Source organism: Psychrobacter sp. JCM 18901, from assembly GCF_000586435.1.
GTDB lineage: Bacteria > Pseudomonadota > Gammaproteobacteria > Pseudomonadales > Moraxellaceae > Psychrobacter.
In genome coordinates this window covers 228,588-255,297 of sequence record NZ_BAWH01000001.1, presented here as the reverse complement: position 1 = coordinate 255,297, position 26,710 = coordinate 228,588, and the positions used below count along the sequence as shown (strand labels likewise).

Genomic DNA, 26,710 nt, shown 5'->3' with positions numbered 1-26,710 from the left:
AGTCAATAGCTATTATCACCTAACATGCCAGTGTGATGGAATTGGTAGACATGACGGATTCAAAATCCGTTGCCTTTAAAAGCGTGTCGGTTCGAGTCCGACCACTGGTACCAATATTTAGTACAAACTAGCCTCCTTTATCGGAGTTTTTTTGTGCTTATTATATTCGCCCTATCAAACTCTTAATTTACTTATATCGATACTTCAAATGGCATGACAGCGCTTATCTTAATTGGTACCGCATAACTCCATGGCATGCCAGCACTACAATAAAAATATCCATCATTAAATGACACAATATAGGCTGTAAAATCATTACCACACTGATCCATCATCGCTTGTTCATCGCTTTCATCACACACTGCGCACCATATTTTTTTATCACCCCGCGCTAGCATTGCTCGTGTTAAATCGCTCCCTTTTAATTCATGACTCATTATCAGCTCCTTAATTATCTTGAACTTTCTCATTACTATTTTTTTAGAAATTTAATTTACCAGTATTCAATTCATAAGTTTGGTATGAGCTATAAACAATGTCTTATCAGGTAAATACAATTCCTATAAAAGACCATTTATTACTTTCATAACTATTGATTATCGTGGTTAATATATTGTAAAACGATAGCATTAGAACTGTAACATACAACTATAATATTCATGATGGAAGGCGATAATATTCAGACAGGCGGTATGGAAAATCTGAAAAACTTGAGGTATGCGCCATACAGAATATATATTAGTGAACATATGTTAACCATATTTAATCTATTAGTATTTTAACGCCATATATCTCTGACTATTAACCTTACACTATATTTAATTATTGATATATAAATTATTCGCATATTGCCATATTTTTATGGTTCTATATTCGAAAAATCTCTTTATAGTTTAATAATCGATACTGAAACAGAAGTATTGAGTGATGTAAAATATCAACCATGAAAACTCCTACAGCATCCAGTCCACGTAAAATCATTCATATAGACATGGATGCGTTTTATGCCAGTGTAGAACAACGTGACTTCCCAGAATTACGGGGCAAACCACTAGTGGTTGGTGGAGATCCAAATGGTCGCGGTGTTGTAGCAGCGGCTAGCTATGAGGTACGTCAGTTTGGAGTGCGCTCAGCCATGTCTTGTTATGAGGCTCGCAAACGTTGTCCAGAAGTCATATTTGTCAGACCACGTTTTGAAGTATATCGAGCTGTTAGCAGCGATATTCGCAATATCATGTACAGCTTAACGCCTCATGTTGAGCCATTATCGCTAGATGAGGCTTATCTCGATGTCACTGGTCTTACTGTACATAAAGGCTCAGCGACATTAATGGCAAATTGGTTAAGAGCACAAATATTGCAACATACAGGATTGACTGCTTCTGCTGGCGTGTCCTTCAACAAAATGTTGGCCAAGATTGCCTCTGATATCAATAAGCCTAACGGCACCGCTATTATCACACCAGAAGACGCTGATGCTTTTATTAGTACACTGCCTATTGAACGATTTCATGGGATAGGTAAAGCAACGGCAAGACGATTACATGCGATGGGCGTGACTAATGGTGCTGATCTACGCCGTATGTCAGCCGAAGTATTGATTAATGAGTTTGGTAAGCGAGGACAGTTTTATCATGACATCGCTCATGGTCGGGATGAACGCGCTGTCAAATCTGAGCGCCTGCATAAGTCTGTTGGTTCGGAGACTACTTTTAGAGAAAACCTAAACGATGACACGGCGTTACGTGTACAAATCTATGAACAAAACGCGGATGCCTTCGCGCAACTGCACAAAAAAAATCTCGTCGCTCATACTATAACGCTCAAGGTTAAGTATGCTGACTTTACTCAGATTACCCGTACACACACGCTAACCACCGCTTTTAGTAGTGCTGAATCTGCTCATTACTGGTTAGACAAGTTATTCTTAGATATTCCGCGCCAGCTCCCTATCCGACTAGTCGGGGTCACTTTTTCGTCATTGACACCTGCAGCCCAACTATTGCCTCAATTAAATTTATTTGAGTAAAATAAGCAAAGACTAACGTAACAAACATTAGGACAGTTAAAAGCTTATCGCTTAGGCTATTTAAGCAATTCAAACAAGTTTTGTATACGGTGACTACTTAGTAAAGCAACCTTTTGTAGCAGTATTTCTGCTACAATTATGCCAAAATTTCTATCCATTTAAAGACTAATTATGACCAACACTCACACTGCATCTTCCGATTCTAATGCCCCACTTACTACCAATAACAACAGTGACGTCTTAGATTATCTAAGCGTGGAAGATTACGACTATGACTTACCAGATCGTTTGATTGCGCGATATCCATTAGCGCAGCGTTCTGCTTCAAAACTTTTGTACTTGCCTGCTCACACTGACACAAATGCTACGCCTGTAGAAGACTGTTTGTTTTCTGAATTGCCTGAATTATTAAACGCTGGAGACCTTATTGTATTTAATGATACAAAGGTGATGAAGGCACGTCTATTTGGTCAAAAAGATACTGGCGGTAAACTTGAGGTTTTAATTGAGCGATTGGTTACTGTCTCAGACTTAGATATAACAACACTGCATTTAGAAGATTCAGATAATGAGTCAGTCAACCAAGAACATATTGCCCTTTGCCATGTAAAAGCCAGCAAAGCATTGAAACTTGGTCAACGCTTTCAACTTGCCGATCGTCATATGAGTGGCGCGATGATTGGCCGTCAGGATAATTTATTTGTTTTAGCCTTTGATGCGCCAATATTGCCTGATTTAGAACTCTACGGTGAGTTACCTATCCCGCCTTACTTTGAACGTCATGCTGACGATACTGATAATACTCGTTATCAAACGGTGTTTCATGATCCTGCTAAGCTTGCAAGTGTCGCTGCACCGACAGCAAGTTTGCATTTCGATGAATTGGTGCTTAATAAACTTTCAGAAAAAGGCATCAATACTGCTTTTGTGACATTGCATGTTGGCGCTGGTACCTTTGCACCAGTTAAAACAGACAACCTACTCAATCATACTATGCACAGTGAGTATGCACATCTACCACAAGCAACTGCTGAGCTGATTAATAAAACGCATGCAAATGGTAATAAGGTCATCGCGATTGGTACCACAGTGACTCGCGTCCTTGAAACGGCGTATCAAAAAACGGCTATCAATGGACAAGCACTCTCTAGTTGGTCAGGGGACACGGACATCTTTATTTATCCAGGGTTTAAATTCGGTGTCATTGATCGACTGTTAACAAACTTTCATTTACCCAAATCGACGTTGCTAATGTTGGTATCAGCTTTTTCTGGCAAAGCATCGATTGAACATGCCTATCAACATGCTATTAAAAAAGAATATCGATTCTTTAGTTATGGTGATGCTATGTTACTTGACAAGAAAATAAGCTGAACATTAAATAAACATTTATGCATTGGACGCAACAGTTGTGAAATAAACTGGTAAACTAAACCGTACTTTGTTATAACAGCAAAGATAACTTATTTTGTAAAGGACTGCTCATGTCTTGTCATTTATCTCGTCGCTTGACTCCTGTACATCGCGCGGTATCGATGGCATTACTTTATTCTGTAGGTTTGGCCGCTATTATTCCAAGCGCACAAGCGGCAACTATCGGTAAGACAGTGGTTAGCTCAGCTCAGCATGAACCGTTGAGCGCAAGTATCGTGGTCACCGACATACGAGCGGCTGATTTTTCAGCGAGCTTGGCCAATCCAGTTATCTATCAGCAGATGGGATTAACGCCGACCGATTCAATGCAAGTGCGCTTTCAAGCAACTTCAGCGACCAGTGGTCAGGTATTAATCAGCACATCGCAGCCTGTGTCCAAGCCCTTTGCTGATTTGGTGTTATCGATCAATGATAATGGGCAGCAAAATGTTGTACCAAAAACATTATTAATGCCGTTAAGCGATAGTCTACCGATTAATAAGACTCCAGAAAACATTGTCAAAGGTACAAAAAAACCTAATTTACCTAGTGTTTCTGCAAGCACAGTTAAACCGTTAACCGTAAGAAAAGGTGCACCGCCGCCGCTAATGTCAGTATCTAACGCTGCTGCAAATAAACCAGCTCTAGCAAACATAGCAACAGTTGACTCTTCTATTTCTAGATCAGTGTCTAACATACAAGCTCCGACAGTGACAGCTACTTCGCAGACTAGCAACCTTACTTACGCGCCTAGTCGTCTTGATAATGGGCGTTTAAATAGTGATTCTGATATAAAAAACACTATCAGTAATGCAAAGAATACTGATAACGGTCTTAGTTCATCGAACCGTTAGATAGCAGTGCTTTGAGTGCGAATAACAGCACTGAACCTACGAAAGCGATTGACAACGATAGCGATAAGGCAAGTATAAAAAGCACTCCAATATTAGATAAAGTATTAATTGATAAACCACTCGACACTCTAAATATTCAAGTCACACGGCAGATACAGCCGAGTCGTAAAAAAACAGATGCTGATACATCACCCGTATCTACTCCGACTACTAGCATCATCGCAAGCAATACTGAGAAAAATGATACTAGCGTCTTGGCGGCTTCTATTGACAATACAACGTCGAGAACTCCTAACAGCGCTATTAATAATACGTCTTCAAATGACATAGCAATAGATAGTTCGACAGTTAATCAATACCAAGTACAACGTAACGATAGCCTATGGATTATTGCTCAGCAGATCGCGCAAGAAAACAATCTAGATACTTCCATCGTGATGAAGCAAATTCAATCACAAAACCCTGATGCTTTTATCAATAAAGACGCAGATCAATTAAAAGCAGATGCTAAGCTTATTTTGCCTAGTTATGATGTTATACCATCACAGAAAAATCTAGAAGCGGCCATCGATGCACAAAGACAGTATATTCGCAGAGCAAATACAGCGGCGGTGCAAAAAACAGCTCAAAGACCTTTTAAAAAAACCTTCTATAAGTACGCAAGCGGCCAAACGCCCTGAAAAAGCCACGACAACTAAAACACAAACCTTATCAAAAGCACAATTTTCTGTGCTTGCGCCCGGGCGAGATGGCAATGCAGATGGCACTCAAGCAAAAGCGGCATCAAACACAGGGAATGGTTTGAGTACAGATATATTAGCGACACTCAAAGCATCGCGGCAACAAGCAGCATCACAGGCCCAACGTTTATCAAGTACCAGTAGCACTCTTAGTAGTTATACTAAAAAAATTCAATTACAAAACCAAAAATTGGCTGAGCTGCAGGCTCGTCTCGAAAAATTACGCAATCAATAATTGCCTAACTGATTCATACATTAGATTGTGATCACAGGCGTAGGAATAACTATGGACAATATGCTATATATCATCGCCGGATTGGCGCTTATTCTGTTAGTGGCTGCTTTATTCTTGCGCAAAAATAAGGCGCAGAAATCGTCATCACCTTCGCCTATTAATGCAAGAAAAGATACGCCTACTCCATCACCAAAAGTAGACTATGATACTCCTACCCACACTAATGTCAGCAATAGCCATAAATTTGACCATATCACTATTGCTCAGCGTTTTGTGGATCAGCAGCGCTATGACAAGGCGATCGAAACCATTAAACGTGGTCTAAGTGAAAAACCTCATAACAGTGTATTGTCTCTTAAACTACTCAGCATATACGCGACGATAAATCAGCCAGAAGATTTTAATAATATTTATGAGTCTATAAGAAATCATAACGACAGTCAGACTATCGCTCAAGCAGACGAGATAAGAAATCTATCGTTTGATGAATTAGAACCTGCCGCTGCGCAAACACTGGCAACGGACAATGCCAAAGATGATTTTGACGCTATCGACTTCGATTTGCCTATTAGTCAGAATGATAGTACTAATACAGTAGATCACCAGTCAATTGAAGAAAGTAATAACGATACTGCAATAAATGAACCTATCGACAGCTTAGAGTTATCAGACAAAGTCGATAATGTTAGTTCTATTACCGAAAATCCGAATGATAGCTTTGATCTGACTCTCAGCGATTTAGAGAACGATTTCGATGCGCCTAATACGACAAGTGAAATGCCTGTCACACCATTGGACAATGTAAATAACGACGTTTTAGAGAGCTCTGCTAACGATAATGTTAGTAATAACGAAGCTAACGATCTTAGTGACTTTGAGTTTGACTTTGATTCATTTGATGATACTTCGAATGAATCATCTATAGACACTAACCTCTCACATGATGACAATGAGAAAGCAGTACTAGAAGAAGACTTTATATTAGACTTCGATGATTTAGCAGCCGATGCAGACAAAGACGACGTCGTCACTAATGACATATCTACGAATTCAGAACCACACTCTATTGATACTATCCAAAACGGTGAAGATGACTTTGCTTTATCTTTGGGCAGTCTAGATGCATCAGATGATATCAGTACTGTCTCCAATGACGACCTATCTACGACTGAAAACGACAGTGATTTTGACAATTTCATTCTGGAAAATACTGATTTTGGAAGTAATGCTTCTGAGAGTATGACCCTTGAAGAAGAGAGCTTTGCAAATATTAATCTTGAGGAACCATTACTCAATGATGATATCGAGGTTAATGATGTTAGCGTTGTTGAAGAATCGAATATCGCACCTGCTGCACCATTGAGATTTGATGACAATACACTGATAGACGATGATTTTAATATTGACGATGCTGATTCTCTATTTGACACTCCGTCGACCACTACCCCAGTCTCTACAGCTGCACCAGTTGAGAGTGACACTCCTATTACGCCTCAAGAGACTGAGTCAGCAGAAGATTTCTCATCACGGTTCGCAGCAGATTTTGATTTCGTAAAGTCACTAGACAGTAATCAAGTGACTTTAGACTTGGCAGATCAATATCTGCAACTGGGTGAATATGACAGTGCAAAGCGTCTACTCAATGAGGTGATAGCTCAAGGTAATAGTGAACAGAAACAGCAAGCACAGTTACTACTTGAACGTACTGCGTAGTCAATAGTCTAGTCTCTTATCAGCAAGTACTTCCTAATCACGGGATGCTTGCTGATTTTTTTGCATTTAACTCTAATACTATCTATTATTGAACCCTTCAGCCATCGTTGCTCAATCCTCTAGCGCCTCTTTTCTTCCATAATTGTTTACTGTGTTGATACTATGCCATCTTCTGTTATGCTCAAAAACTATCCGATCCTATTCAACTGATTTATGCTGGCGGTACCTTTGGTAGCTATGGCAGACCATTGGCGCCATTATCAGCAGAAGTGTTTTTGCCTACTCTACAAAAACTTTTGTCCGCGCAAGACAGTACGAATAACTTACCGACCGTCTCATGGTTGGAAAACGCCCTGATCAAAGACAGCAGCCAGCTTACCCCTGTCGATTTTACCCATTTCTATCAACTACTCCTGAATGCCTATGCCAAAGGTGATAGACGCTTTGTACTCATCACTGGCACGGATACGTTGAGTTACTTAGGCGCATTTTTAGCAGAAGCGTTTGCAGGTAGTGATATCTGTATTGTTTTGACCGCAAGTATGCGTCCATTATTAGACAGTGAGATATTGCATTCCTATAACATCGATGAACATAGCGATGCTTGGGGCAATCTCAACGACTCATTAAAACTAGCCGCTGCGGGTGAATCAGGCGTGAAAATTAGTTTTAGCGGCGAATCATGGCCTGCTCAAACGGTACAAAAAATTCACAGCCATGATCTGATGGCATTTACTGGTCATTCCCGCGCCGCTTATCCAGCCAATAGCTATATAAAAAATCTACCTGACACGCGTAGGCAACATTGGCTCGATGACCAACAAGACTTGCTGTCCAGTATTAAAACACGTGCTGAAAACGCAAGTGTTCATGCGCTATATTGCCTACCTAACGATGTTCGATGATAAACAACCAGCTACAAGCTTTATTGTCGCAGCCACCATGTGGCATTATTCTATTAGGATTTGGCGCCGGTAACATCCCTTATTCAGCTGCATTAGCAGAGACACTGTCCCTTGCTCATGAACGTGGACATATGGTGATATCAGCCAGTCAATGTCCATTTGGTGGCGTCAGCGATAGCTATGCAGCAGGCAGTTGGCAGTACGAGCATCATGTCATTGCTGGTGGACGTTTGACCATACCTGCTATTTATGCCCGATTACTATGGTTGCTACTTCGCTATGATAGTCCTGCAAGACGCAGACAGCGTTGGTTGAATAATGTCAATCAAACTGGTACTAGCATCAAAAAGCGATAAGTGACTTTTAATTAATTCCCATTTTATAAGTTTAGAAACCCTAATGTCTGAGACTGAAATTATTGAAACTGAACCAACCTACACTTTAGCGATTGCTATTGAGTTCTTAGGAACTCATTATCATGGCTGGCAACGGCAACGAGAGGTTTTGGGTGTACAAGAAGCTTTAGAGACAGCTATCGGCAAAGTGGCTAATGAGCCTGTAGAAGTCATCGCAGCTGGGCGTACTGATGCCAGCGTCCATGCTAGCAATATGATTGCCCATTTTACAACTCATGCGTATCGCCCAACTCATAACTGGTTGCGCGGTGTAAACAGCCTACTTCCCGATGATATTGCTCTACGCTGGATACAACCCATGCCAGCTGACTTTCATGCGCGCTTTGGTGCCATTGCTCGTCGCTATCGTTATATTACACTCAATCAAGCACAGCGCCCTGCCATACTAAATCATCAAGTAACTCATATCTATGAGCCGCTTGATTTGAAAGCCATGCAGCAAGCAGCAGCTGATATCGTCGGTACACACGATTTTAGCAGTTACCGTGCTGCAGCCTGTCAATCCAATCAACCAGTGCGTACGATTAGCCATGCCAACCTTTTTGCTCATGGTCAATTTATCGTTTTCGATATACAAGCAGATGGGTTTTTACATCATATGGTTCGCAATTTGATGGGTACATTGTATGCCATTGGTAGACATGAGCTAGAGCCAGCAGACTTTTTGAATATTTTGCAGAAAAAAAGATCGAACGATTGCACCGCCAACCGCTTCAGGTGATGGATTGTATTTTATCAATGCTTATTATCCTGAACGTTTTCAAAGCTTATTGCCAAATGCACCGTTAACGCCTGTCTGGTTAAATTTGCCTGATTAAGCGTTATAGTTTGGCATACATATCACTTACATGCTGTCAAGTCAAAAGCAGGTTCGTATTGCTTTAATCCACTAACTTACGTATAATATGGGCTTATTTTTTAATTGATTGATACAAATTATGGCAAAAGACGATATTATTGAATTTGAAGGCGAAGTCATTGATACCCTTCCTAATACTTTGTTCAAAGTTCGTTTAGAAAACGGGCACGAAATCATCGCGCATATCTCTGGTAAGATGCGTAAGCATTATATTCGTATCTTGACAGGTGATAAGGTTAAAGTTGAAATGACACCTTATGACCTATCTAAAGGCCGTATCACCTACCGTGGTAAAAACTAAATACTGACTGACCAATATGGTTATGAAAGTGTTAGCATTGGTAAGATACAGTCAATAGCCGAATAGCTACGTTATCGCTGATAGCTGATATGACGCTTGGGTAGTGAAACTGATAATAATAATGAAAATGCTAATCTGCTCATTATTGCCTATCAATATTTTAGTTATTTAGTAATTGACTGTTTCTACTTACCATAAAATACCGCTAGATTTTAGCGGTATTTTTTTCGTCTATTTTTTTTATGACTTAGTACTATCGCATTTAACTAAATTCAACAGTTGCACCATTTTTTTATGACTCCGAGCAAACTAAGCGCGTCCCAATTGGTCAAACGCACACAACCTGCTGATGCTTGACGACTGATACGAGCAGGATCTGGTGATCCATGGATGCCATAAGTTGGTTTACTAAGCCCAATCCATACTGAGCCTACTGGATTGTTAGGACCTGGTGGAATGATAGACTTGCTACCGTCATTGGCCGTATAAGTATAGTTGGGCTCGTGCACCTTTACTTTGACAGTATGAGTACCTGTTGGTGATGGGGTCGCTGTACTGCCCACTGTCGTCGGATAGCTAGCGATCAAATTGTTGTTCTCATCATAAGCGTAGAGTGTCTCAGTGGCCTTATCAGCAACGACGCGATGCACAGGCTTGGTATTAGGATTACCAGGGTTATATACCGTGATGATTTCACCCGCAGTAAAACTGGCATCAGGATTAAGCGATTTTAAATATTTTTCACTAATATGAAACTTCTCTGCCAACGCCTCAGTAAGACTTTCGTAGTACATTCCCTCAAGCTTGGATTTGGCAACAGAATCAGCAGGTATGGTTGTGGTTTTGACATTCACATCTGCTTCAGTAAGCTGATAACTGACTAGTACTGGTTGAGTCGTGAGCTTCTCATTTTTGGTCAGCGCTTGCCACGTCTCAGCGTTTAACGTATCGGTTACGTCTAAACCATTCGCTTTTTGAAACGCCTGCATGGCTTTGCGAGTATTTTTGCCCCAGTAGCCATCGACAGGCCCTACTCCGTTATGATGCCAGTTTAATAGAGCCTGCAGCTTTGTTCCTATATTACGATCGATCTCTGCATCCGCCGTCCAAGTGACATTGTTTATCTTTTTTTGCATTGTCAGATAAGTTCTCAGTTGTGTATTTAATAGTAGGCAGTAGCTTATTCAATGAAGTCGCAGCTTTACTATCTCCTGTTAATTTTTGACTTACGCCATTAGTCACTGGACTGACTTCTGCCGGAGCCTTGACGCTATTATTTGTGTTCACACTATCCGTTGTCTCTGCTGCAATGCTTTGCCCCATGAATAGTAAGCTAGAGATACTAATCACTGTTAATGCTTTACTGATTCTTGTTAGTTGATACATGTAACACTCCTCATTTAATAAATTCTATTATTATTTTCAGTTTTCAAATACTACAGTTTTTTTGTATTTTTAGAACTTACCTCTGTCATCTAGTTTTTTACTATTATATTTTTGCCAAAAGTAAAAGATTTGGTGGTGTTCTAATAAAGTATGCTGGCATCAGACGTAGCCATAATTGACATAAAAGAACACCAGATCGAATACTTTAAAGTGATTATCAAGCTTTTTTGAGAAGCAACAAGTCTTTCTAACCGCCCGACGCAATCGGTGTCTAAGACGACAGTTATTGCCTTCAATCCCTATCGTATGCTGTTTGCCAATTCGTTTGTTATCACTTTTAAAGGCGGTTATAAAACTGTCCCAGTTATCCATGCTAATCGAGTCATAGCTGACTGTAAGTTGCTTAAGACGTACTCTTAGCTTCTTAGCTTCTTAGCTGTTTTTAAGTCACGTTTGCCCCAGACATAAGCGACAATCTCATTAGTAGCCCGGTCATAAGCGTAGATGAGCCAGACTTTACGCTTCTTGCGATACACGTAAGTCCAGAACTCATCAACCTCTAAGCGTTCATAATATCGCTTCTTAGGCGCGATCTTATAAACAGATGAGCCTATGGTGCCAAGTACTTTACCAATGCTAACCTTGGCTATAACGGCTATGTCTCTAACACCGCAGCTCTAACAGTCATCAGTCGTATGAGATCTTCTATTCTAGAGTGACAGCCGTTATAGGTTACCGCATGATCGCCAATAAACTGACGTTTGCAGTCCTTACATTGGTAGTTCTGCTTGCCATAGCTTTTTATGCCATTTTTCTTTAAACTGGGACTATGACAGTCGGGGCAATTGATCTGTATTTGTATCTTCATAACCTCAAATATATCATCTTGCTTCGGCTGTCACTCTTCCTTTATTACCCCAGCATACTTTTTGATACACCACCAAAGATTTTAAGTCTTTTACGAGTCATCAATATTGTCATATTACCTTGTGAGCATATAACAGCTTTGTGTTAAAAGGCGCTTCGTTGTACAGCGTCTCTGTTAATAAGGCGCTTATGAATAAGCTTGGCTAACAGATAAACGATAAAAAACCCATAAGCCACTTGGTAGCTTATGGGTATATAACACGCAAAATGAGACTGTGGAAAATGCTATATAGGAATAGCCTTTAAACGCAAGTTAACTTATATCAGTTTGGCCAAGACCGCCTGACCCATTTCCTTACAGCCTACCTGCTTAAGTCCAGCTTCACTGCTATCTAAAATATCTAGCGTACGTAGACCGTCATCAAGCACATCACTAACTGCCTGTTCAATTGCTTGTGCCGCATCTTCCTGTTTAAAGGTATAACGCAGCATCATAGCAACAGATAAGATAGTCGCTAATGGGTTGGCTTTATCTTGTCCTGCGATGTCAGGCGCAGAACCATGACACGGCTCATACATACCCTTACCTGACTCATCTAAGCTCGCTGATGGCAACATACCAATAGAGCCTGTCAACATCGCAGCTTCATCAGATAGGATATCGCCAAACATGTTTCCCGTCACCATGACATCGAATTGCTTAGGATCTTTAATCAACTGCATGCAAGCGTTGTCAGCATACATATGTGATAACGCCACATCGCTATACTCAGCTTGTTGCATCTCGATCATCGTCTGTTTCCACAGCTCGGTGACTTCTAACACATTGGCTTTATCAACTGAACATACCTTAGCTGCTGTGCCTGCTGCTTGCGCACGCGTTTTTGCTAACTCAAAGGCAACTTTACCAATACGCTGAATCTCACTTGTGCTATACACCATCGTATTATAGCCTTGTTGCTCGCCGTTTTCTAGTGTGCGGATACCACGAGGCTCACCGAAATAGATACCGCCTGTCAGTTCACGAACGATCAATAGATCTAAACCTGAGATAATTTCAGGTTTGATACTAGAGGCGTTAGCAACTGTGAATAGAGCTTGGCTACGCGTAAGTTGGCAAATAAACCAAGCTCACCGCGGATTTTCAATAAACCACGCTCAGGGCGTTTACTACGCTCGATTGCATCCCATTTAGGACCACCGACCGCACCTAGCAATACGGCATCTGCAGCTCGAGCACGGGCCAATGTCTCATCTGGTAAAGGCTCACCAGTTGCATCAATAGCCACACCGCCAATCAATCCAGACTCAAGCGTTAAATCAAGTGAAAACTTATCATTGACAGCTTTGAGTACGTCAATGGCTTGGGTCATAATTTCAGGGCCAATACCATCACCCGCTAATGTTAAAATCGTTGCCATACTGATCCTTTTGGAAATATTTTTATTGGTTAATTATATTTTTGAGCTTTTTATACTCATATTTTATGCTGCCATTTTTTTTGGCTTTGGGTGCCGATATTACTGCTTTGGCCATACCAGTCTCTACAAACTCGCCTTGATGCTCAGCGTCTAGTTGCTTACAGAATCGGCGCTGTACTTTCGTACCTTGCAATAGCTCAATACATAAAGGCTCAGGTGATGCTGTGTCTAATAGACTGCCTGATTTTTCGGTGTTCTTTTTTTGATAAGCGCGCAACTGATAAGTACCTGCTTCAGTGAAATCATGAATCATCGCAAAACGCTCAACATAGCCCATGTTATTTTCTGGATAAAAATTAACATGAACCTCGTGCTTGGCAGGCATAACCCGTGCATAGTAGTTGGTCAATCCTGGCATACTCGAAGGCGCTAACGGCACAACTTTTATGGCACTTTTATTGACGAGTGGTGTCATATCCATATTCATCGATGTTTTTGCCATACCTTCTTGACGTGGTAAGGTTGTCATAATCTGAGGATTGATTGGCTCGTGACTGTTGGGCGCGATAACGAGTGTTTTATCTATTCGCACAATTTCGCAATGATATGTACCCACACATGCAATATTTACTTCACCAGCGATAGGTTTAATTTTACCTACCCATGCCTCGGCACTCTCTGCTTCATTTATTTTTGATAGCCCGTCAATAGCTGACAGCCTGACAATAATAAGCTTGCAGCAACAATTGTACTTGTCCATAGAGCATAACGTTTTGTATTCATAATGGCGGCTACTATTCAAGAGAGATAATAAAATGTAGTGAAAAACTATTCTTCATTTTAGACAGTTCACCGCCATAACTCAACGCTGCGTTGCGACTACTCATATTTTATTAGCAGTAGATTATAGAATGACCTTCTACGCTCGTACGTCGTTAAATATCCACGGTGTTTTTTGCATCATTTGTTGCTCATAATCTTTGATAGCATCACTTTGCTGCAAGGTTAGACCAATATCATCCAGTCCGTTTAATAGGCAATGTTTGCGAAAAGCATCTACTTCAAAGGCATACTCTTCACCTGTTGGTGTGATAACGACCTGACGTTCAAGATCCGCGGTCAACTCATAGCCTTCGTTTTCAAAAGTCGCCTTCATTAACGTATCTACAATCGCTTCATCCAACACAATCGGCAACATGCCATTTTTGAAACAGTTATTGTAAAAAATATCTGCAAAACTAGGCGCAATTACCGTACGGAAACCATACTCTGAAAGTGCCCAAGGTGCATGCTCACGACTAGAGCCACAACCAAAGTTTCTACGTGCTAGTAAGATAGTAGCACCTTGATAACGTGGTTTGTTTAATACAAAATCTGGATTGATGACTCGTGTGCTGTTGTCTTGACCAGGATAGCCTTCGTCAAGATAGCGCCAATCGTCAAATAGATTTACGCCAAAACCTGTACGTTTAATAGACTTTAAAAACTGTTTTGCGATAATTTGGTCGGTATCGACGTTTGCGCGATCTAACGGGCAAACGATACCTGTTTGGGTGTTATAAGCTTGCATAAAATTTCCTATCAATTATATTTTTGCTGGCTGATGATCTTGATAAGCATGTTAAATAGTAAATAAGTTTTTACCATCTTTGACAGCATGCTCATATATTTATCGTTCATACAAGCATGATGTCAGCTACTTACTATCAGACTTAAAACGTACGAACGTCTACAAAATGACCTGCCAACGCGGCGGCAGCTGCCATTGCTGGGCTTACCAAATGCGTACGACCACCATTACCCTGACGACCTTCAAAATTACGATTAGACGTTGAAGCGCAGTGCTCTTGCGGCTCAAGCTTGTCTGCATTCATCGCAAGACACATCGAGCAGCCCGGCTCACGCCATTCAAAACCAGCTTCAGTAAATAACGTATCCAAGCCTTCAGCCTCTGCTTGCAGTTTAACTTGTCCAGAGCCTGCAACAACGATCGCTTCTTTTACGTTATCAGCAACTTTGCGACCTTTGATTACCGCTGCCGCATCACGTAAATCTTCGATACGTGAATTGGTACATGAACCGATAAATATACGATCAAGTTGGATATCCGTAATTTTCTGACCAGCTTCTAGCCCCATATAAGTATAAGCGCGTAACCAGCCTTCTTCTTGAGCTTCATCAATAGCTTGATCTGGTGTCGGTACAGATTGCGTGATATCTACCACCATCTCAGGCGATGTACCCCAAGATACTTGCGGTGCAATCTGACTACCGTCGATTTCCACTACAGTATCAAATACCGCGTCATCGTCTGAATATAGTGTACGCCAGTAGGCTTCCGCTTGTTCCCATTGTGCTTCGCTTGGCGCATATGGACGACCTTTGACATAGTCAATTGTCGTGTCATCGACTGCAACCATACCGACACGCGCGCCTGCCTCAATCGCCATATTACAGACGGTCATACGACCTTCCATACTCATGTCTTCGAACACTTGACCTGCAAATTCAATCGCGTGTCCTGTTCCACCTGCTGTACCAATCTTCGCAATAATAGCTAATACCACATCTTTTGAAGTGACGCCAGCACCAAGTTGACCAGTGACACGGATTTGCATATTTTTTTTGATTTCTTTTGAATCAAACACTGCGTTGCCAATACATGCTCAACTTCGGAGGTTCCGATACCATGAGCCAAACAGCCAAGCGCCCCATGAGTCGCTGTATGCGAGTCACCGCAAACAACCGTCATACCTGGCAAAACCAAACCTTGCTCAGGACCGACCACGTGCAAAATTCCTTGACGGGCATCATTGATAGTAAATTCAGCAATATCAAACTTGGTGCAATTATCGTCCAAAGTGACAACCTGCAAGCGTGATACCTTGTCTTTAATCCCAGGCACCCCTTCTAGGCGCTCTTTAGTGACGGTCGGCACATTATGATCTGGACTGGCAATGTTAGCCGATAAACGCCATGGCGCTCTATTTGCCAATTCCAACCCTTCAAATGCTTGTGGACTCGTCACTTCGTGCAACAGGTGGCGGTCGATATAAATCAGGCTCGAACCATCGTCGCGCTTAGTGACTTCGTGAGCGTTCCAAAGTTTGTCATATAACGTTTGACCAGCCATGTTGCTATCCTTTATAGGTTACTAATTACTGAATTTTTACTTACTTGCACATTGCCAAGCTAAGATTCTATGTAAATGCTCTGTCTATCTATAATGTTTAATAATTACTGTCGTATCTAAGATTTAAATATTATTTCTTTATGAGACCCGACATATGACTAAAATTAACGCTTGAAATACGTTTTAAATGGCAAATAGCCAATTTTTTTAGAATAAATATGTCACAATACGCCTCGATGTCTTGTGATTATAGCAGGCAAATCCTATAATAATAATTGATGATTTTTAACCAGACGCAAACTTTTATTTCTAATACGTTGTGATTGGGTCAGCCAACTTTTATTTATAGCTCGTAAAGTAGCTAAGGACATTCGTTTGAACACCACAAACTTGACGACATTCGTTACCGTTATGCACACTGGCAGTATCTCAGGCGCCGCAGAAAAGCTATTTATCACGCAGCCTGCTGTTAGTAAACGCATCAAGAACTTAGAAGACGAGTTTAACATTACCTTGTTTGATACGGTAGGACGCGGGATTGTGCCTACTCAGGCGGCTAGCGAAATGCTACCTCATGCCAAGCGTTGGCTAGAAGATTATGAGAACTTTAAAATCAACTTGCAGCATTCTCAGCATATCGTCTCTGGCAAGTTAGTCATTGGTACTAGCCATCATATTGGCCTACATCATTTAGCACCTGTCCTTAAACACTTTATTCAAGCTTATCCAGCTGTTCAGTTAGAAGTACACTTCGTAGATTCTGAAAAAGCTCATAAAGCAGTACTAGATGGTGATTTGTCTTTAGCCTTTGTTACGCTTCCACCTGTCTACGATAAGCGGCTAACCTATCACACGCTCTGGTCAGACCCTCTTTATTTTATGACGGGTACGCTATCACCTTTGGCTACTAAATCTAATGTGACGTTGGAGCAGTTAGCGCGCTATCCTGCCATTTTGCCTTCTGCCAATACCTTTACCAGTCAGATTACCTTGGCTGAGTTTGCCAAGCACAATCTGAAGCCTTATGCCACGATGAGCACCAACCCTCTTGAGTCTATCCGTATGCTGGTATCTGTTGGTCTTGGTTGGTCAGTACTACCACAAACGATGGTCAGTCAAGACTTGGAACGTATCGATATGGCTGACAATATTGAGCTACAGCGTTATCTAGGTGTGGTCATCAATCCAAAATTAACTCAATCTAGCAGCGTGACCGCTCTACTAGACTTACTTGCGCCTATTGAATAAAAAGAGCTCGCTATAACAGTCTAACCATTAAGCTATTCGCATTTGTGACTCTCATGCGTTATAATACGCTTGACGTTGTTTTTATAACAAAAATTTACCACAAGGACACTGATAGTCATATATTGAATACTTCTAGTAAGATATGATGGTTAACAGTAGGTTTAATGGTTTAGATTGATGATGTAGGTTGCTAATACTCATATATAAATAGCAGATGCGAGCAATAACAATAGATAAGTGGAATGCGATGTTCCCATTGTTCTCTATCTCTATATGAGTGCTAGCCATAGAACGACATCAATCATATATAACTACAGAAGATACTGAAAAAAAGCCATTATGTCTTAATTAATGGCTTTTTTGTCTTTAAATATTGTTTTGGACATCGCCTTGTAGGACAGAACTTTTATAGTTAAAAAAATAATTACAGCCAACCATGTTGGTTAAGGACAATTTATATGAACGGAGTTCTAGTGGCGTGCTGATATCACTCGGCGCCTATTTCTTAGTGATGATTGGGATTGGTGTTTACGCTTATTTTAAGCAAGCCAATGATACTGAAGGGTATATGTTAGGGGGTCGTAACTTAGGCCCAGCAGTAACCGCACTTTCTGCAGGTGCATCAGATATGTCAGGTTGGTTACTACTTGGCTTACCTGGTTATATGTTTGCCGATGGTGTGGTCAGTATTTGGATCGCGCTTGGTTTGACATTAGGTGCATTACTAAACTATCTCATCGTAGCACCTCGCCTTCGTGTTTATACCGAAGTGGCTGACAACGCTATCACCCTACCCGATTATTTCGCCAACCGCTTTGAAGACAAGTCGCACATGCTACGCGTCATCTCAGCAGTGGTCATCATTCTATTCTTTACCGTCTATACCGCTGCAAGTCTTGTAGGTGGTGGTAAACTCTTCGAAAGCTCACTTAACCTATCGTATAGTACTGGCCTATGGGTTACCGCTGGTGTGGTTGTGGCTTATACGCTATTCGGTGGTTTCTTAGCGGTATCTATGACCGATTTCGTACAGGGCGTCATCATGCTGTTTGCCATGGTAATCGTACCTGTCGTTGCCTTTACTGATCTTGGTGGTATTTCAGCCACTACAGAAGCGGTGAGAAACATTGATCCAACCCTTTTAGACGTTACTAGCGGTATGAGTGTCATCGGTATTATCTCACTCATGGCATGGGGTTTAGGTTACTTTGGCCAACCGCATATTATCGTACGTTTTATGGCGATTCGTTCAGTGAGAGATGTGCCAACCGCACGTAATATCGGTATGAGCTGGATGGTTGTGAGTCTGGTTGGTTCACTAATGACTGGTTTTGCTGGTCGTGCTACGTACAAAAAAACTGCGATGACGCTAGACGATCCTGAGACTATCTTCTTAGTATTCACTCAGTTCTTGTTCCATCCATTGGTTTCAGGTTTCCTATTAGCAGCTATTTTAGCGGCAATTATGAGTACTATCTCATCACAGCTATTGGTTGTATCTAGCTCTCTAACCAAAGATGTATACAAACTATTCTTTGATAAAGACGCACCAGAAGCTCGCCAAGTATTGGTTGGTCGTATCTCAGTTATCATCGTTGCTATTGTTGCCATTATGCTAGCGTCTAACCCAGATAGCTCAGTATTGAACCTAGTTTCTAACGCATGGGCAGGATTTGGTGCTGCGTTTGGTCCATTGGTTATCTTCAGCCTTACATGGCGTGGTATGAACCGTAATGGTGCTGTTGCTGGTATGGTTGTTGGTGCGTTGACTGTTATCCTATGGATTTATGGTCCTTTCCAAGTAGATGGTATGGCACTAAATAGCTGGTTATATGCTATCGTTCCAGGCTTTATCTTAAGTACTATCGCTATCTTTGCCGTTAGTATTATGACTGGTGGCCCAAGACCTTCAGTTTCTGCTAAGTACAAAGAGATGGAGTTAAACTTAAACAAATAAGTTTACGTAATATCTTAAGATTATTGTTATAGAAAAACCTCGTCATTATTGGCGAGGTTTTTTTATGAGTAACGATTTAGTATATTTAACCTACTACAGTATTAAACAAAGAGAACTTATGATCAATGAGACAGTAGTATGGATAGCTCTGTGATGGATATACTAAGCCAGATTGTCCTAGCCTATTTGGCATTCCAACTGCTGCTCACTTTTACGAAGTAAGCCTTTATCAACAATACTTCTTTTCTTAATATCACATTTGATTATCTATTTAGATCTTTTCCTTGTGTACCTCAAGTATGCTACGTTATTAACAACTCATTCGGTAAGGTACGAGTGCGTATAGGTTCTTAAATGCAAGGGTATTTGCTGTATATGGACACTAAGCTAAACTAGGCAAATAAAATGTAGTCGTGCTATATGAATTAATACTATAAAGATTATATTTGCTGTTCTACCTATACTTGAGAACTAACAGTCAAATACTTAATAGAAAGCCCATAAAAAAAAGCAACCCGTCACAGGTCGCTTTTTTTATTATTTAACAATTATATAGAAAGATTATTTTCCTTGATAAGACAGTTTTACACCAGCGATGAAGCCATCATTGTCTTCAAAATCAGCAACGATTTTTCCACTAGGTAGCTGACCTTGTGCGTCACCGAACCATAAGTATTTGCCACCGGCAGACACTGCCCAGTTTTCAGTCACGTTGTACTTGGCCCCAAGACCAACACTATAGTAACCGTCAACAGGACCTAAAGATGTTGTCGGATCACCAGCACCACTGTCCCAACCAACCGTACCGCTGATCGCAAGTGCTGGTGCGACACGCTTGGCCAGACCCAACTCTACTTGCCATTGGTCATCATCGTATTCAACCAAGTTCAAACCATCAGGGCGTGCTGCGTTAGTGCTTACTTCATTATACAGTGGTGGCGTGATGACAAAGTCGCTCCATGGTACCCAGCGTACTTTTGCGGTGGCTAGCGTTGTAGGGTTAATGCCTGTCTGGAAGTCAAAGTTGACTGATTTAGGAGTTGTAATACCAATGTTGCCACCTCGATTAGTTGGAATTGCGCGTGGCGGTGTACCACTTCCGCCAATGATTGTAGCTAATGGATAATTCTCATTGATTTGCATATCGTGGTCAATTTCGGAACGATAAGTCAAAGCTGCTTTTAACGCAATTTCAGGTTTACTAAACGCCACACCAGCGATATAACCATAATCCATATCAGGGTTACTGTTTGAAGTATAACCAGTGGCTGGACCATAAGCAAGACCACGTAGTTTCGTTGTAGATTCAATGCGTTGTGCTACTGGACCACCATATACTTGGAAGTTTTTATTAGCACCAAACTTCATACCAAGAATACCTGTTAAGCTCTGGCTACGAACCTCTACATTAGTGTTTTCACCAGCAGTTCCAGCTTCAGCTCCAACTATCGCATTACCTAGTGGCCCGCTAGGTGCTGGATCATTAGCAAACTCACCAACTGAGTCAACTGGATTTGTATTTGCGACAAAATTATTATCACCGCTATATTCCGCCGCAGCACCGAAAGGCTCATCGTATAGTAAGCCAATACTAAATGTATCATTGATGTCCGTTTTTACACCATAACGGAAAAAGTCATAAGACTCAGCAATATCGCCCGTTTTGTTACCGCGTACATAGGTATTATCGAATGGGTTGTTATTGGAACTATCATAGCCACTAACATCAGCATCGATATAGGTATAAACGGCTTCAGCGTAAGTACCGTCTTGAAAAAAGGCGGTGACATCTTGACCTGAACGATCAAGACCAGCAGCATTAGTCATGCTAGCGACAGAGAGAGTAGCGATTGCTACTGCAAGGGTTTTCAAGTGAAAGGTAGTGCGCATTGTATATCTCCAACGGTCCTTGTTGTATTACTACTTTGATAACCAATATATAGCATTGCTGCGCTTAACATTGAAGTTATCAAAGTCGTGTCCTAAGTTGAATACTAATGCCTTTTTGACACTAAAACAACAATTAAAGTGCTTTATTTCTCGATTATGACTGAACAGTACAAATAAGATATAAATTAAACAATGTCGTTTACTTCTACTTTTAAATGTGAATTTTCTAAAAAAAGTATTTGTTCATAGGAGAGTTTTTCCTCAGGATAAAACGGGTTCACTATGACTGTAATACTGCCTATAAAAAAAGCGACCCATAAAGGATCGCTCTTTTATCAATAACATTTAAAAAAAATTGCTATATAGCTAAGTTGTGAATTACTGAGCTTGGTAAGAAACCTTCACGCCAAGTACAAATCCGTCGTTGCTTTCAAAGTCACTCACAACTGTTTTACTTGGAATCTGTCCTTCAGCATCACCAAGCCATAAGTATTTACCACCAGCTGAGATTGCCCAGTTTTCAGTAACGTTATATTTAGCGCCTAAGCCTGCACTGTAGTAACCTTCTGTAGGCCCAAGTGAGGTAACAGGGTTACCAGCACCACTATCCCAACCAACAGTTCCACTTACTGCTAGTGCTGGCGCTAGGCGCTTAGCAAGACCTAGCTCTACTTGCCACTGGTCATCATCATAGCTAACCAAATCTAAGCCTTCAGCAGGATACCCGCGCCTTGAGGTATTGTTGCCAATACTTGACTAACGTTATTGTACGATGATGGAGTAATCGCAAAATCACTCCATGGTACCCAACGTACTTTGGCAGTCGCTAAGGTTGTTGAGTTGATACCTGTCTGGAAATCGAAGTTTACTGATTTTGGTGTCTTAATCTCAATACTTTCACCGCTATTTGTTGGAAGTCCAAAAAGAACAGCGTTGGATAAACTTCAGCTGATTGCGCATTATGTTCAATTTCTGAGCGATAAGTTAAAGCAGCTTTCAATGCGATTTCAGGCTTGCTATATGCAATACCAGCGAGGTAACCATACTCTTGATCAGCACTGATGTGAGCGGTATAACCATTAGCAATACTATAAGCTGGACCACGTAGCTTTACATCAGCTTCAACGCGCTGAGCGACTGGGCCGCCATATACTTGGAAATTCTTATTTTCGCCAAATTTAGCGCCTAGGATACCTGTAATGCTTTCAGTACGTACTTCTACATTAGTACCTTCACCGTTTGCATCTACAAAGTTATTATCACCACTATAATCGGCTGCTGCACCGAAAGGCTCATCATATAAAATACCAACACTGAATGTATCGTTGATATCTGTTTTTACGCCATAACGGAAAAAGTCATAAGACTCTGCGATGTCATCGATCTTATTACCTGAGGTATCTTTACCGGTAACGTCAGCATCGATATAAGTGTAGACAGCTTCTGCATAAGTGCCGTCTTGTAGGAATGCGGTGATATCTTGGCCTGAGCGATCAAGGCCAGCAGCACTAGCGACGCTAGCAACAGAAAGAGTAGCAATAGCTACTGCAAGAGTTTTTAAATGAAAGGTGTGGCGCATTTTATATCTCCAAACATCCGCATTGTTTTACTGTTTTACCCAGTATTAATAGGTAATCAGTATCCGAGGTGGAAGATAGTAAAGATTTTTTTAACACTAAAACAACTACAAAAACACATTATTCCCATGTTATGACCACATAGTCATTAAACAGTATCTATATATAAAAATACGTATATATTTTCCGTTATTAAAAGATTTTCTTTCCAAATCTTACTTATCAATAATGTGGCGGTCTGTCTGCCATTACATCGAATGGTGCAATGCCACTTTCCGTATCTTGACCCTCAATCTGTTTATAAATCAGCTGTAGTTGACGTTGCAGCGTATGAATATCTTTGTCTTGTCGCGTGATTACGTCATCCAGTCGTTCGACGGTAACTTCAAGGTGCGCGAGGCTCATTTGCAAATCGATTACTTGGGCTTGCAGATCATCTTGCACTGTAGAAGTATCGGTTGTAGTTTTAGATTGGTTCATATTTTTCTCTACATTGTAGTAAGTATTAAATTGAAAGAACGGATTATTAAGGGGTGCTGTAGATTAGCGATAAATCTATAATAATAGCCATTGACTAGCAGCCGTTAGTAAAAGCAATAAATAGTACTGATAAAACTATTTACTCGCACTACAGTGACGCGGTGGCATGTTATACTGCAGGCAATTTTGCAACAACCCCTACCTCACTATTATATAAGCTTAAGATACTCTATGGCACTGATTCATTTAAAAGACATTCACTTAGCCTTTGGCGTCGCGCCTGTTCTTGATGGTATTGATTTTTCTATCAATACAGGCGAGCGTGTGTGCTTGATTGGCCGCAACGGCGAAGGTAAATCTACTTTGTTTAAACTGATCAATGGCTCATTGCAGCCTGACAGTGGCGAGATTATTACCAACAGTAGCATGCGTGTAGCGATGCTAGAGCAAGATGTTCCCGAGACCAGTGGTCGCATATTAGACATCGTTATGGGCGGTAGTCGTCGCACGGCTGATTTGCTCATTAACTATAATAAGCAAGTCGATATGTGTGCGAATGGCGATATGGATGCCTGTGAGCATATGGCGACCCTACAACATGATATCGATGCAGTACATGGCTGGGACTTAGAACGCGATGCCATGCGTCTAATTACGACCATGGGCCTTAATCCAGAAGACGACTTATCATCTCTATCTGGTGGTCGTAAGCGCCGCGTGTTACTTGCTCGTGCGCTAGTTACCAAGCCTGATGTACTACTACTAGATGAGCCAACCAACCATTTAGATGTTGAAAGTATAGAATGGTTAGAGCGCTTTTTGCTTGACTGGCAAGGTTTGACGTTGTTGTTCGTGACTCATGATAGAGCATTCGTAAATAAGCTATCGACTCGCATTATTGAGCTTGACCGTGGCCAATTGACCAGCTATGACGTAACACAAGGCGAAGGTGGTTACGCGCGCTATCAAGAGCTAAAAGAGCTACAGTTGCAGGCTGAAGAAAAGAACAATGCCAACTTTGATAAAAAAACTGGCACAAGAAGAAGTTTGGATTCGCCAAGGTATCAAAGCACGTCGCACCCGTAATGAGGCCGTGTACGTGAACTAAAAGCCTTACGTGAAGAGCGTAGCGATCGCCGTGAGCAAGTGGGCAATGTAAACATCACCATGGGCCAAGGCGAGAAAAGCGGTAAGCTTGTCTGTAAAGTTAAAAACTTACATCTTGAGTATGATGGCAATGTCTTGGTAGATGATTTTACGACCACTATTATGCGTGGCGATAAGATTGGTATTGTCGGCCCTAACGGTGCTGGTAAAACTACGCTTATTAAAGCCCTACTCGATATGTCTGATGATGAAGTGACTAAGTCTGGTAGTGTCGAATTAGGTACTAATCTGAAAATCGCATTCTTCGATCAGTTGCGTGATCAGTTAGATCTTGAAGCGAGCGTTGCGCAAAACGTTTCGGAAGGTTCTGACTTTGTCGAAGTTGGTGGCCGTAAGACGCACATCATGAGCTACTTGCAAGATTTCTTATTTGCTCCAGAGCGCGCACGCACACCTGTTAAAGCACTGTCTGGTGGTGAGCGTAACCGAGTACTACTGGCCAAACAGTTATTGAAACCTGCCAATATTTTGGTACTCGATGAGCCGACCAACGATTTGGATATGGCAACACTTGAGCTATTAGAAGAGTCAGTCGCCAGCTTTGGTGGTACGATTTTGCTGATCAGTCATGATCGTTCATTCATGGACAACGTCGTCACCTCTACGTGGGTGTTTGGCGAAGATGAAGATGGCAAAGGAGTGGTTAATGAGTATGTAGGTGGTTATCAAGAGTACCTCGTACAAAAGAACCGCGAAGAAGCATCTCGTGCTGCCAAAGCACCTGCCAACAATGCAGCAAGCAATAAAGCGACAAACAAGTCTGGCACAGCAGCGAAACCAAATAAGGCAGCCAAAAAGCTAAATTATAATGATCAACGCGAACTGGATAACTTGCCAAAAGAAATCGCTGCACTCGAAGCCGAACAAGCTCAATTGCAAGAAAAGCTGGCCGATGGCTCTTGGTTTAATACTGACTTTGATGCGGCGACAGCTGCTAGTGAGCGTCTCTTAACCATTGAAGATGAGATGATGCACAAGCTTGAACGCTGGAGCGAGCTTGAAGGCTAGTATTGGCAACTCTCTAGCTGAGTTTATTGGAATATCGCATATGTACTTTGCATTGCGTATTTCGATAAATAAGTTCCTGATAGTTTGACAAAACATTATTAATCATTATGAAGACATCACCACTTTATTATATAGAGTGGTGATATTTGTTTTACAGCAACTTACAAAGTAGTTAGATGGTGAAAGTTAGTGAACATTACCTTAATTTCAAGTATCATTCGCTATTGCTGAAAATCCTTATTATTTATAAGGTCATCACATCATAATCCTTGTTAAAGCAAAGTTAGCGTTAAGCGTTGATAATCCAACTGTTTTGGTTTGATTATCATATTCAACCTTCTAATATGTCCTATTGAGGTTGCTTTATTTTTAACGCAATAATTTATTTTATCACCGAAATAGCTTAGAATAGCAACAATTAGCAAAATTAGGCACAGCTAAAGTGGCTTGATATTGTATATTTTCTAAGCCACAAACCCAGTGTGGGATAATCCCATTTCATTCACCTGGAGGAAGTATTAATGAGCCAAGCCGAAGGCGTTAATGTACAACGCCGTAGAGTTCTTATTGCCTCAACTGCCGCGATTGGTGCAGCTGGGGTAGCTGCCGTGGCGACACCTTTTGTCCGTTCTTGGTACCCAAGCGCTAAAGCTGAGGCTGCAGGGGCTGCAGTGACCCAAGATATTGGTTCTATCGAAGATGGACAAATGATCGTCGTCAAATACCGTGGTAAACCTATTTATGTGGTTAAGCGCACCGAAGACATGGTTGCAGGACTAGAGTCAGTCAAACCTCTATTATCTGATCCTGAGTCTGATGCGTCTCTACAACCTGAATATTGCAAAAATCCTACTCGCTCTTTAGATCCAACCGTATTGGTGGTCGAAGGCGTTTGCACACATTTGGGCTGTGCACCAAACTACCGTCCTGATGTGGGCGCGGTGGATTTAGGTGGTAATGATTGGTACGGCGGATTTTTCTGTCCGTGTCACGGGTCAAAATATGACTTAGCAGGTCGCGTGTATAGCGGCGTCCCTGCACCACTTAATTTACCCGTTCCAGAATATGGTATGGATGGTACCATCTTGACGGTTGGGGAGGCTTAATATGA

At 41.3% G+C, this 26,710-nt stretch carries 19 protein-coding genes, 1 tRNA gene and 6 pseudogenes; 15 read left to right on the top strand and 11 right to left on the bottom strand.

Annotated elements, in window-relative coordinates; translation table 11 throughout:
• Positions 1–26 precede the first annotated feature (26 nt).
• Positions 27–113 (top strand) — tRNA-Leu (locus tag TT11_RS01260).
• Between the two features lie 78 nt (positions 114–191).
• On the opposite strand, the gene TT11_RS01255 is transcribed toward TT11_RS01260, so the two are convergent.
• Positions 192–437, bottom strand: a complete 246-nt coding sequence (locus TT11_RS01255) for a hypothetical protein (RefSeq protein WP_201572470.1) — start codon at positions 435–437, stop codon at positions 192–194.
• Positions 438–943: 506 nt separating this feature from the next.
• Between TT11_RS01255 and dinB the strand changes: the two genes are divergently transcribed.
• From dinB to infA, 10 genes and pseudogenes are all read left to right on the top strand, one after another.
• Entirely contained in the window at positions 944–2,029 is a 1,086-nt protein-coding gene (gene dinB / locus TT11_RS01250; protein ID WP_261868818.1) for a DNA polymerase IV, read from the top strand.
• 171 nt (positions 2,030–2,200) lie between these two features.
• Positions 2,201–3,403, top strand: coding sequence for a tRNA preQ1(34) S-adenosylmethionine ribosyltransferase-isomerase QueA (gene queA, locus TT11_RS01245; RefSeq protein WP_261868817.1), 1,203 nt, complete (start codon positions 2,201–2,203; stop codon positions 3,401–3,403).
• Between the two features lie 110 nt (positions 3,404–3,513).
• Positions 3,514–4,296, top strand: coding sequence for a FimV family protein (locus tag TT11_RS01240; RefSeq protein ID WP_261868816.1), 783 nt, complete (start codon positions 3,514–3,516; stop codon positions 4,294–4,296).
• Between the two features lie 11 nt (positions 4,297–4,307).
• A complete protein-coding gene (locus TT11_RS01235; protein ID WP_261868815.1) occupies positions 4,308–4,976 on the top strand; it encodes a FimV family protein in 669 nt (222 codons plus the stop codon).
• 49 nt (positions 4,977–5,025) lie between these two features.
• Positions 5,026–5,271: a hypothetical protein gene (locus tag TT11_RS01230; protein WP_261868814.1), complete on the top strand. Its 246-nt coding sequence runs from the start codon at positions 5,026–5,028 to the stop codon at positions 5,269–5,271.
• Positions 5,272–5,322: 51 nt separating this feature from the next.
• A complete protein-coding gene (locus tag TT11_RS01225; RefSeq protein WP_261868813.1) occupies positions 5,323–6,984 on the top strand; it encodes a FimV/HubP family polar landmark protein in 1,662 nt (553 codons plus the stop codon).
• A gap of 248 nt (positions 6,985–7,232) precedes the next feature.
• Entirely contained in the window at positions 7,233–7,889 is a 657-nt protein-coding gene (locus tag TT11_RS01220; protein WP_261868812.1) for an asparaginase domain-containing protein, read from the top strand.
• Positions 7,886–8,245, top strand: a complete 360-nt coding sequence (locus tag TT11_RS01215; protein WP_261868811.1) for a hypothetical protein — start codon at positions 7,886–7,888, stop codon at positions 8,243–8,245. The genes TT11_RS01220 and TT11_RS01215 overlap by 4 nt, the downstream gene beginning before the upstream one ends.
• A 43-nt stretch (positions 8,246–8,288) precedes the next feature.
• Positions 8,289–9,123, top strand: a pseudogene (gene truA / locus TT11_RS01210) (tRNA pseudouridine(38-40) synthase TruA).
• Positions 9,124–9,243: 120 nt separating this feature from the next.
• Positions 9,244–9,465, top strand: a complete 222-nt coding sequence (gene infA / locus TT11_RS01205; RefSeq protein ID WP_021814850.1) for a translation initiation factor IF-1 — start codon at positions 9,244–9,246, stop codon at positions 9,463–9,465.
• 272 nt (positions 9,466–9,737) lie between these two features.
• Here infA and TT11_RS01200 read toward each other — a convergent pair whose 3' ends face one another.
• From TT11_RS01200 to leuC, 7 genes and pseudogenes are all read right to left on the bottom strand, one after another.
• Positions 9,738–10,601 carry a L,D-transpeptidase family protein gene (locus tag TT11_RS01200; RefSeq protein ID WP_261868810.1) on the bottom strand — a complete coding sequence of 288 codons (864 nt, stop codon included), beginning with the start codon at positions 10,599–10,601 and terminating at the stop codon, positions 9,738–9,740.
• Positions 10,546–10,851 carry a hypothetical protein gene (locus TT11_RS01195; RefSeq protein WP_261868809.1) on the bottom strand — a complete coding sequence of 102 codons (306 nt, stop codon included), beginning with the start codon at positions 10,849–10,851 and terminating at the stop codon, positions 10,546–10,548. The genes TT11_RS01200 and TT11_RS01195 overlap by 56 nt, the downstream gene beginning before the upstream one ends.
• Positions 10,852–11,010: 159 nt before the next feature.
• Positions 11,011–11,719: pseudogene (locus TT11_RS01190) on the bottom strand (IS1 family transposase).
• Positions 11,720–12,036: 317 nt separating this feature from the next.
• Positions 12,037–13,139: pseudogene (gene leuB / locus TT11_RS01185) on the bottom strand (3-isopropylmalate dehydrogenase).
• A 22-nt stretch (positions 13,140–13,161) separates the two neighbouring features.
• Positions 13,162–13,899 (bottom strand): hypothetical protein, encoded by a 738-nt coding sequence (locus TT11_RS01180; RefSeq protein ID WP_261868808.1) that lies wholly within the window; start codon positions 13,897–13,899, stop codon positions 13,162–13,164.
• 159 nt (positions 13,900–14,058) lie between these two features.
• Positions 14,059–14,709, bottom strand: a complete 651-nt coding sequence (leuD, locus tag TT11_RS01175) for a 3-isopropylmalate dehydratase small subunit (protein WP_102094926.1) — start codon at positions 14,707–14,709, stop codon at positions 14,059–14,061.
• 142 nt (positions 14,710–14,851) lie between these two features.
• A pseudogene (gene leuC / locus TT11_RS01170) lies at positions 14,852–16,272 on the bottom strand (3-isopropylmalate dehydratase large subunit).
• A gap of 375 nt (positions 16,273–16,647) precedes the next feature.
• Here leuC and TT11_RS01165 point away from each other — a divergent pair.
• Both TT11_RS01165 and putP read left to right on the top strand, forming a co-directional pair.
• Complete coding sequence (locus TT11_RS01165; protein WP_101205469.1) at positions 16,648–17,520, top strand: LysR family transcriptional regulator; 873 nt, start codon at positions 16,648–16,650, stop codon at positions 17,518–17,520.
• A gap of 436 nt (positions 17,521–17,956) precedes the next feature.
• On the top strand, positions 17,957–19,477 hold the full coding sequence (putP, locus tag TT11_RS01160) for a sodium/proline symporter PutP (protein ID WP_261868807.1): 1,521 nt from the start codon (positions 17,957–17,959) through the stop codon (positions 19,475–19,477).
• A gap of 561 nt (positions 19,478–20,038) precedes the next feature.
• Here the strand turns inward: putP and TT11_RS01155 are convergent.
• The 3 genes and pseudogenes from TT11_RS01155 to TT11_RS01145 form a co-directional block, all read right to left on the bottom strand.
• On the bottom strand, positions 20,039–21,367 hold the full coding sequence (locus TT11_RS01155) for an outer membrane protein transport protein (RefSeq protein WP_261868806.1): 1,329 nt from the start codon (positions 21,365–21,367) through the stop codon (positions 20,039–20,041).
• 378 nt (positions 21,368–21,745) lie between these two features.
• A pseudogene (locus TT11_RS01150) lies at positions 21,746–22,946 on the bottom strand (OmpP1/FadL family transporter).
• A gap of 220 nt (positions 22,947–23,166) precedes the next feature.
• Complete coding sequence (locus tag TT11_RS01145) at positions 23,167–23,424, bottom strand: SlyX family protein (RefSeq protein ID WP_102091271.1); 258 nt, start codon at positions 23,422–23,424, stop codon at positions 23,167–23,169.
• A gap of 231 nt (positions 23,425–23,655) precedes the next feature.
• On the opposite strand from TT11_RS01145, the pseudogene TT11_RS01140 reads away from it, so the two are divergent.
• Positions 23,656–25,599 (top strand): annotated as a pseudogene (locus tag TT11_RS01140) (ATP-binding cassette domain-containing protein).
• A gap of 521 nt (positions 25,600–26,120) precedes the next feature.
• The gene (petA, locus tag TT11_RS01135; RefSeq protein WP_057759305.1) at positions 26,121–26,705 is read left to right on the top strand and encodes a ubiquinol-cytochrome c reductase iron-sulfur subunit; all 585 of its coding nucleotides are present in this window, start codon (positions 26,121–26,123) and stop codon (positions 26,703–26,705) included.
• Positions 26,706–26,710 lie beyond the last annotated feature (5 nt).

What these genes read in the sequence shown, in the direction of transcription:
- TT11_RS01255 (WP_201572470.1), bottom strand. Translation starts at nt 437, where the DNA reads ATGAGTCATGAATTAAAAGGGAGCGATTTAACACGAGCAATGCTAGCG.
- dinB (WP_261868818.1), top strand. Translation starts at nt 944, where the DNA reads ATGAAAACTCCTACAGCATCCAGTCCACGTAAAATCATTCATATAGAC.
- queA (WP_261868817.1), top strand. Translation starts at nt 2,201, where the DNA reads ATGACCAACACTCACACTGCATCTTCCGATTCTAATGCCCCACTTACT.
- TT11_RS01240 (WP_261868816.1), top strand. Translation starts at nt 3,514, where the DNA reads ATGTCTTGTCATTTATCTCGTCGCTTGACTCCTGTACATCGCGCGGTA.
- TT11_RS01225 (WP_261868813.1), top strand. Translation starts at nt 5,323, where the DNA reads ATGGACAATATGCTATATATCATCGCCGGATTGGCGCTTATTCTGTTA.
- TT11_RS01215 (WP_261868811.1), top strand. Translation starts at nt 7,886, where the DNA reads ATGATAAACAACCAGCTACAAGCTTTATTGTCGCAGCCACCATGTGGC.
- infA (WP_021814850.1), top strand. Translation starts at nt 9,244, where the DNA reads ATGGCAAAAGACGATATTATTGAATTTGAAGGCGAAGTCATTGATACC.
- TT11_RS01200 (WP_261868810.1), bottom strand. Translation starts at nt 10,601, where the DNA reads ATGCAAAAAAAGATAAACAATGTCACTTGGACGGCGGATGCAGAGATC.
- TT11_RS01195 (WP_261868809.1), bottom strand. Translation starts at nt 10,851, where the DNA reads ATGTATCAACTAACAAGAATCAGTAAAGCATTAACAGTGATTAGTATC.
- TT11_RS01180 (WP_261868808.1), bottom strand. Translation starts at nt 13,899, where the DNA reads ATGGACAAGTACAATTGTTGCTGCAAGCTTATTATTGTCAGGCTGTCA.
- leuD (WP_102094926.1), bottom strand. Translation starts at nt 14,709, where the DNA reads ATGCAAGCTTATAACACCCAAACAGGTATCGTTTGCCCGTTAGATCGC.
- putP (WP_261868807.1), top strand. Translation starts at nt 17,957, where the DNA reads ATGTTGGTTAAGGACAATTTATATGAACGGAGTTCTAGTGGCGTGCTG.
- TT11_RS01155 (WP_261868806.1), bottom strand. Translation starts at nt 21,367, where the DNA reads ATGCGCACTACCTTTCACTTGAAAACCCTTGCAGTAGCAATCGCTACT.
- TT11_RS01145 (WP_102091271.1), bottom strand. Translation starts at nt 23,424, where the DNA reads ATGAACCAATCTAAAACTACAACCGATACTTCTACAGTGCAAGATGAT.
- petA (WP_057759305.1), top strand. Translation starts at nt 26,121, where the DNA reads ATGAGCCAAGCCGAAGGCGTTAATGTACAACGCCGTAGAGTTCTTATT.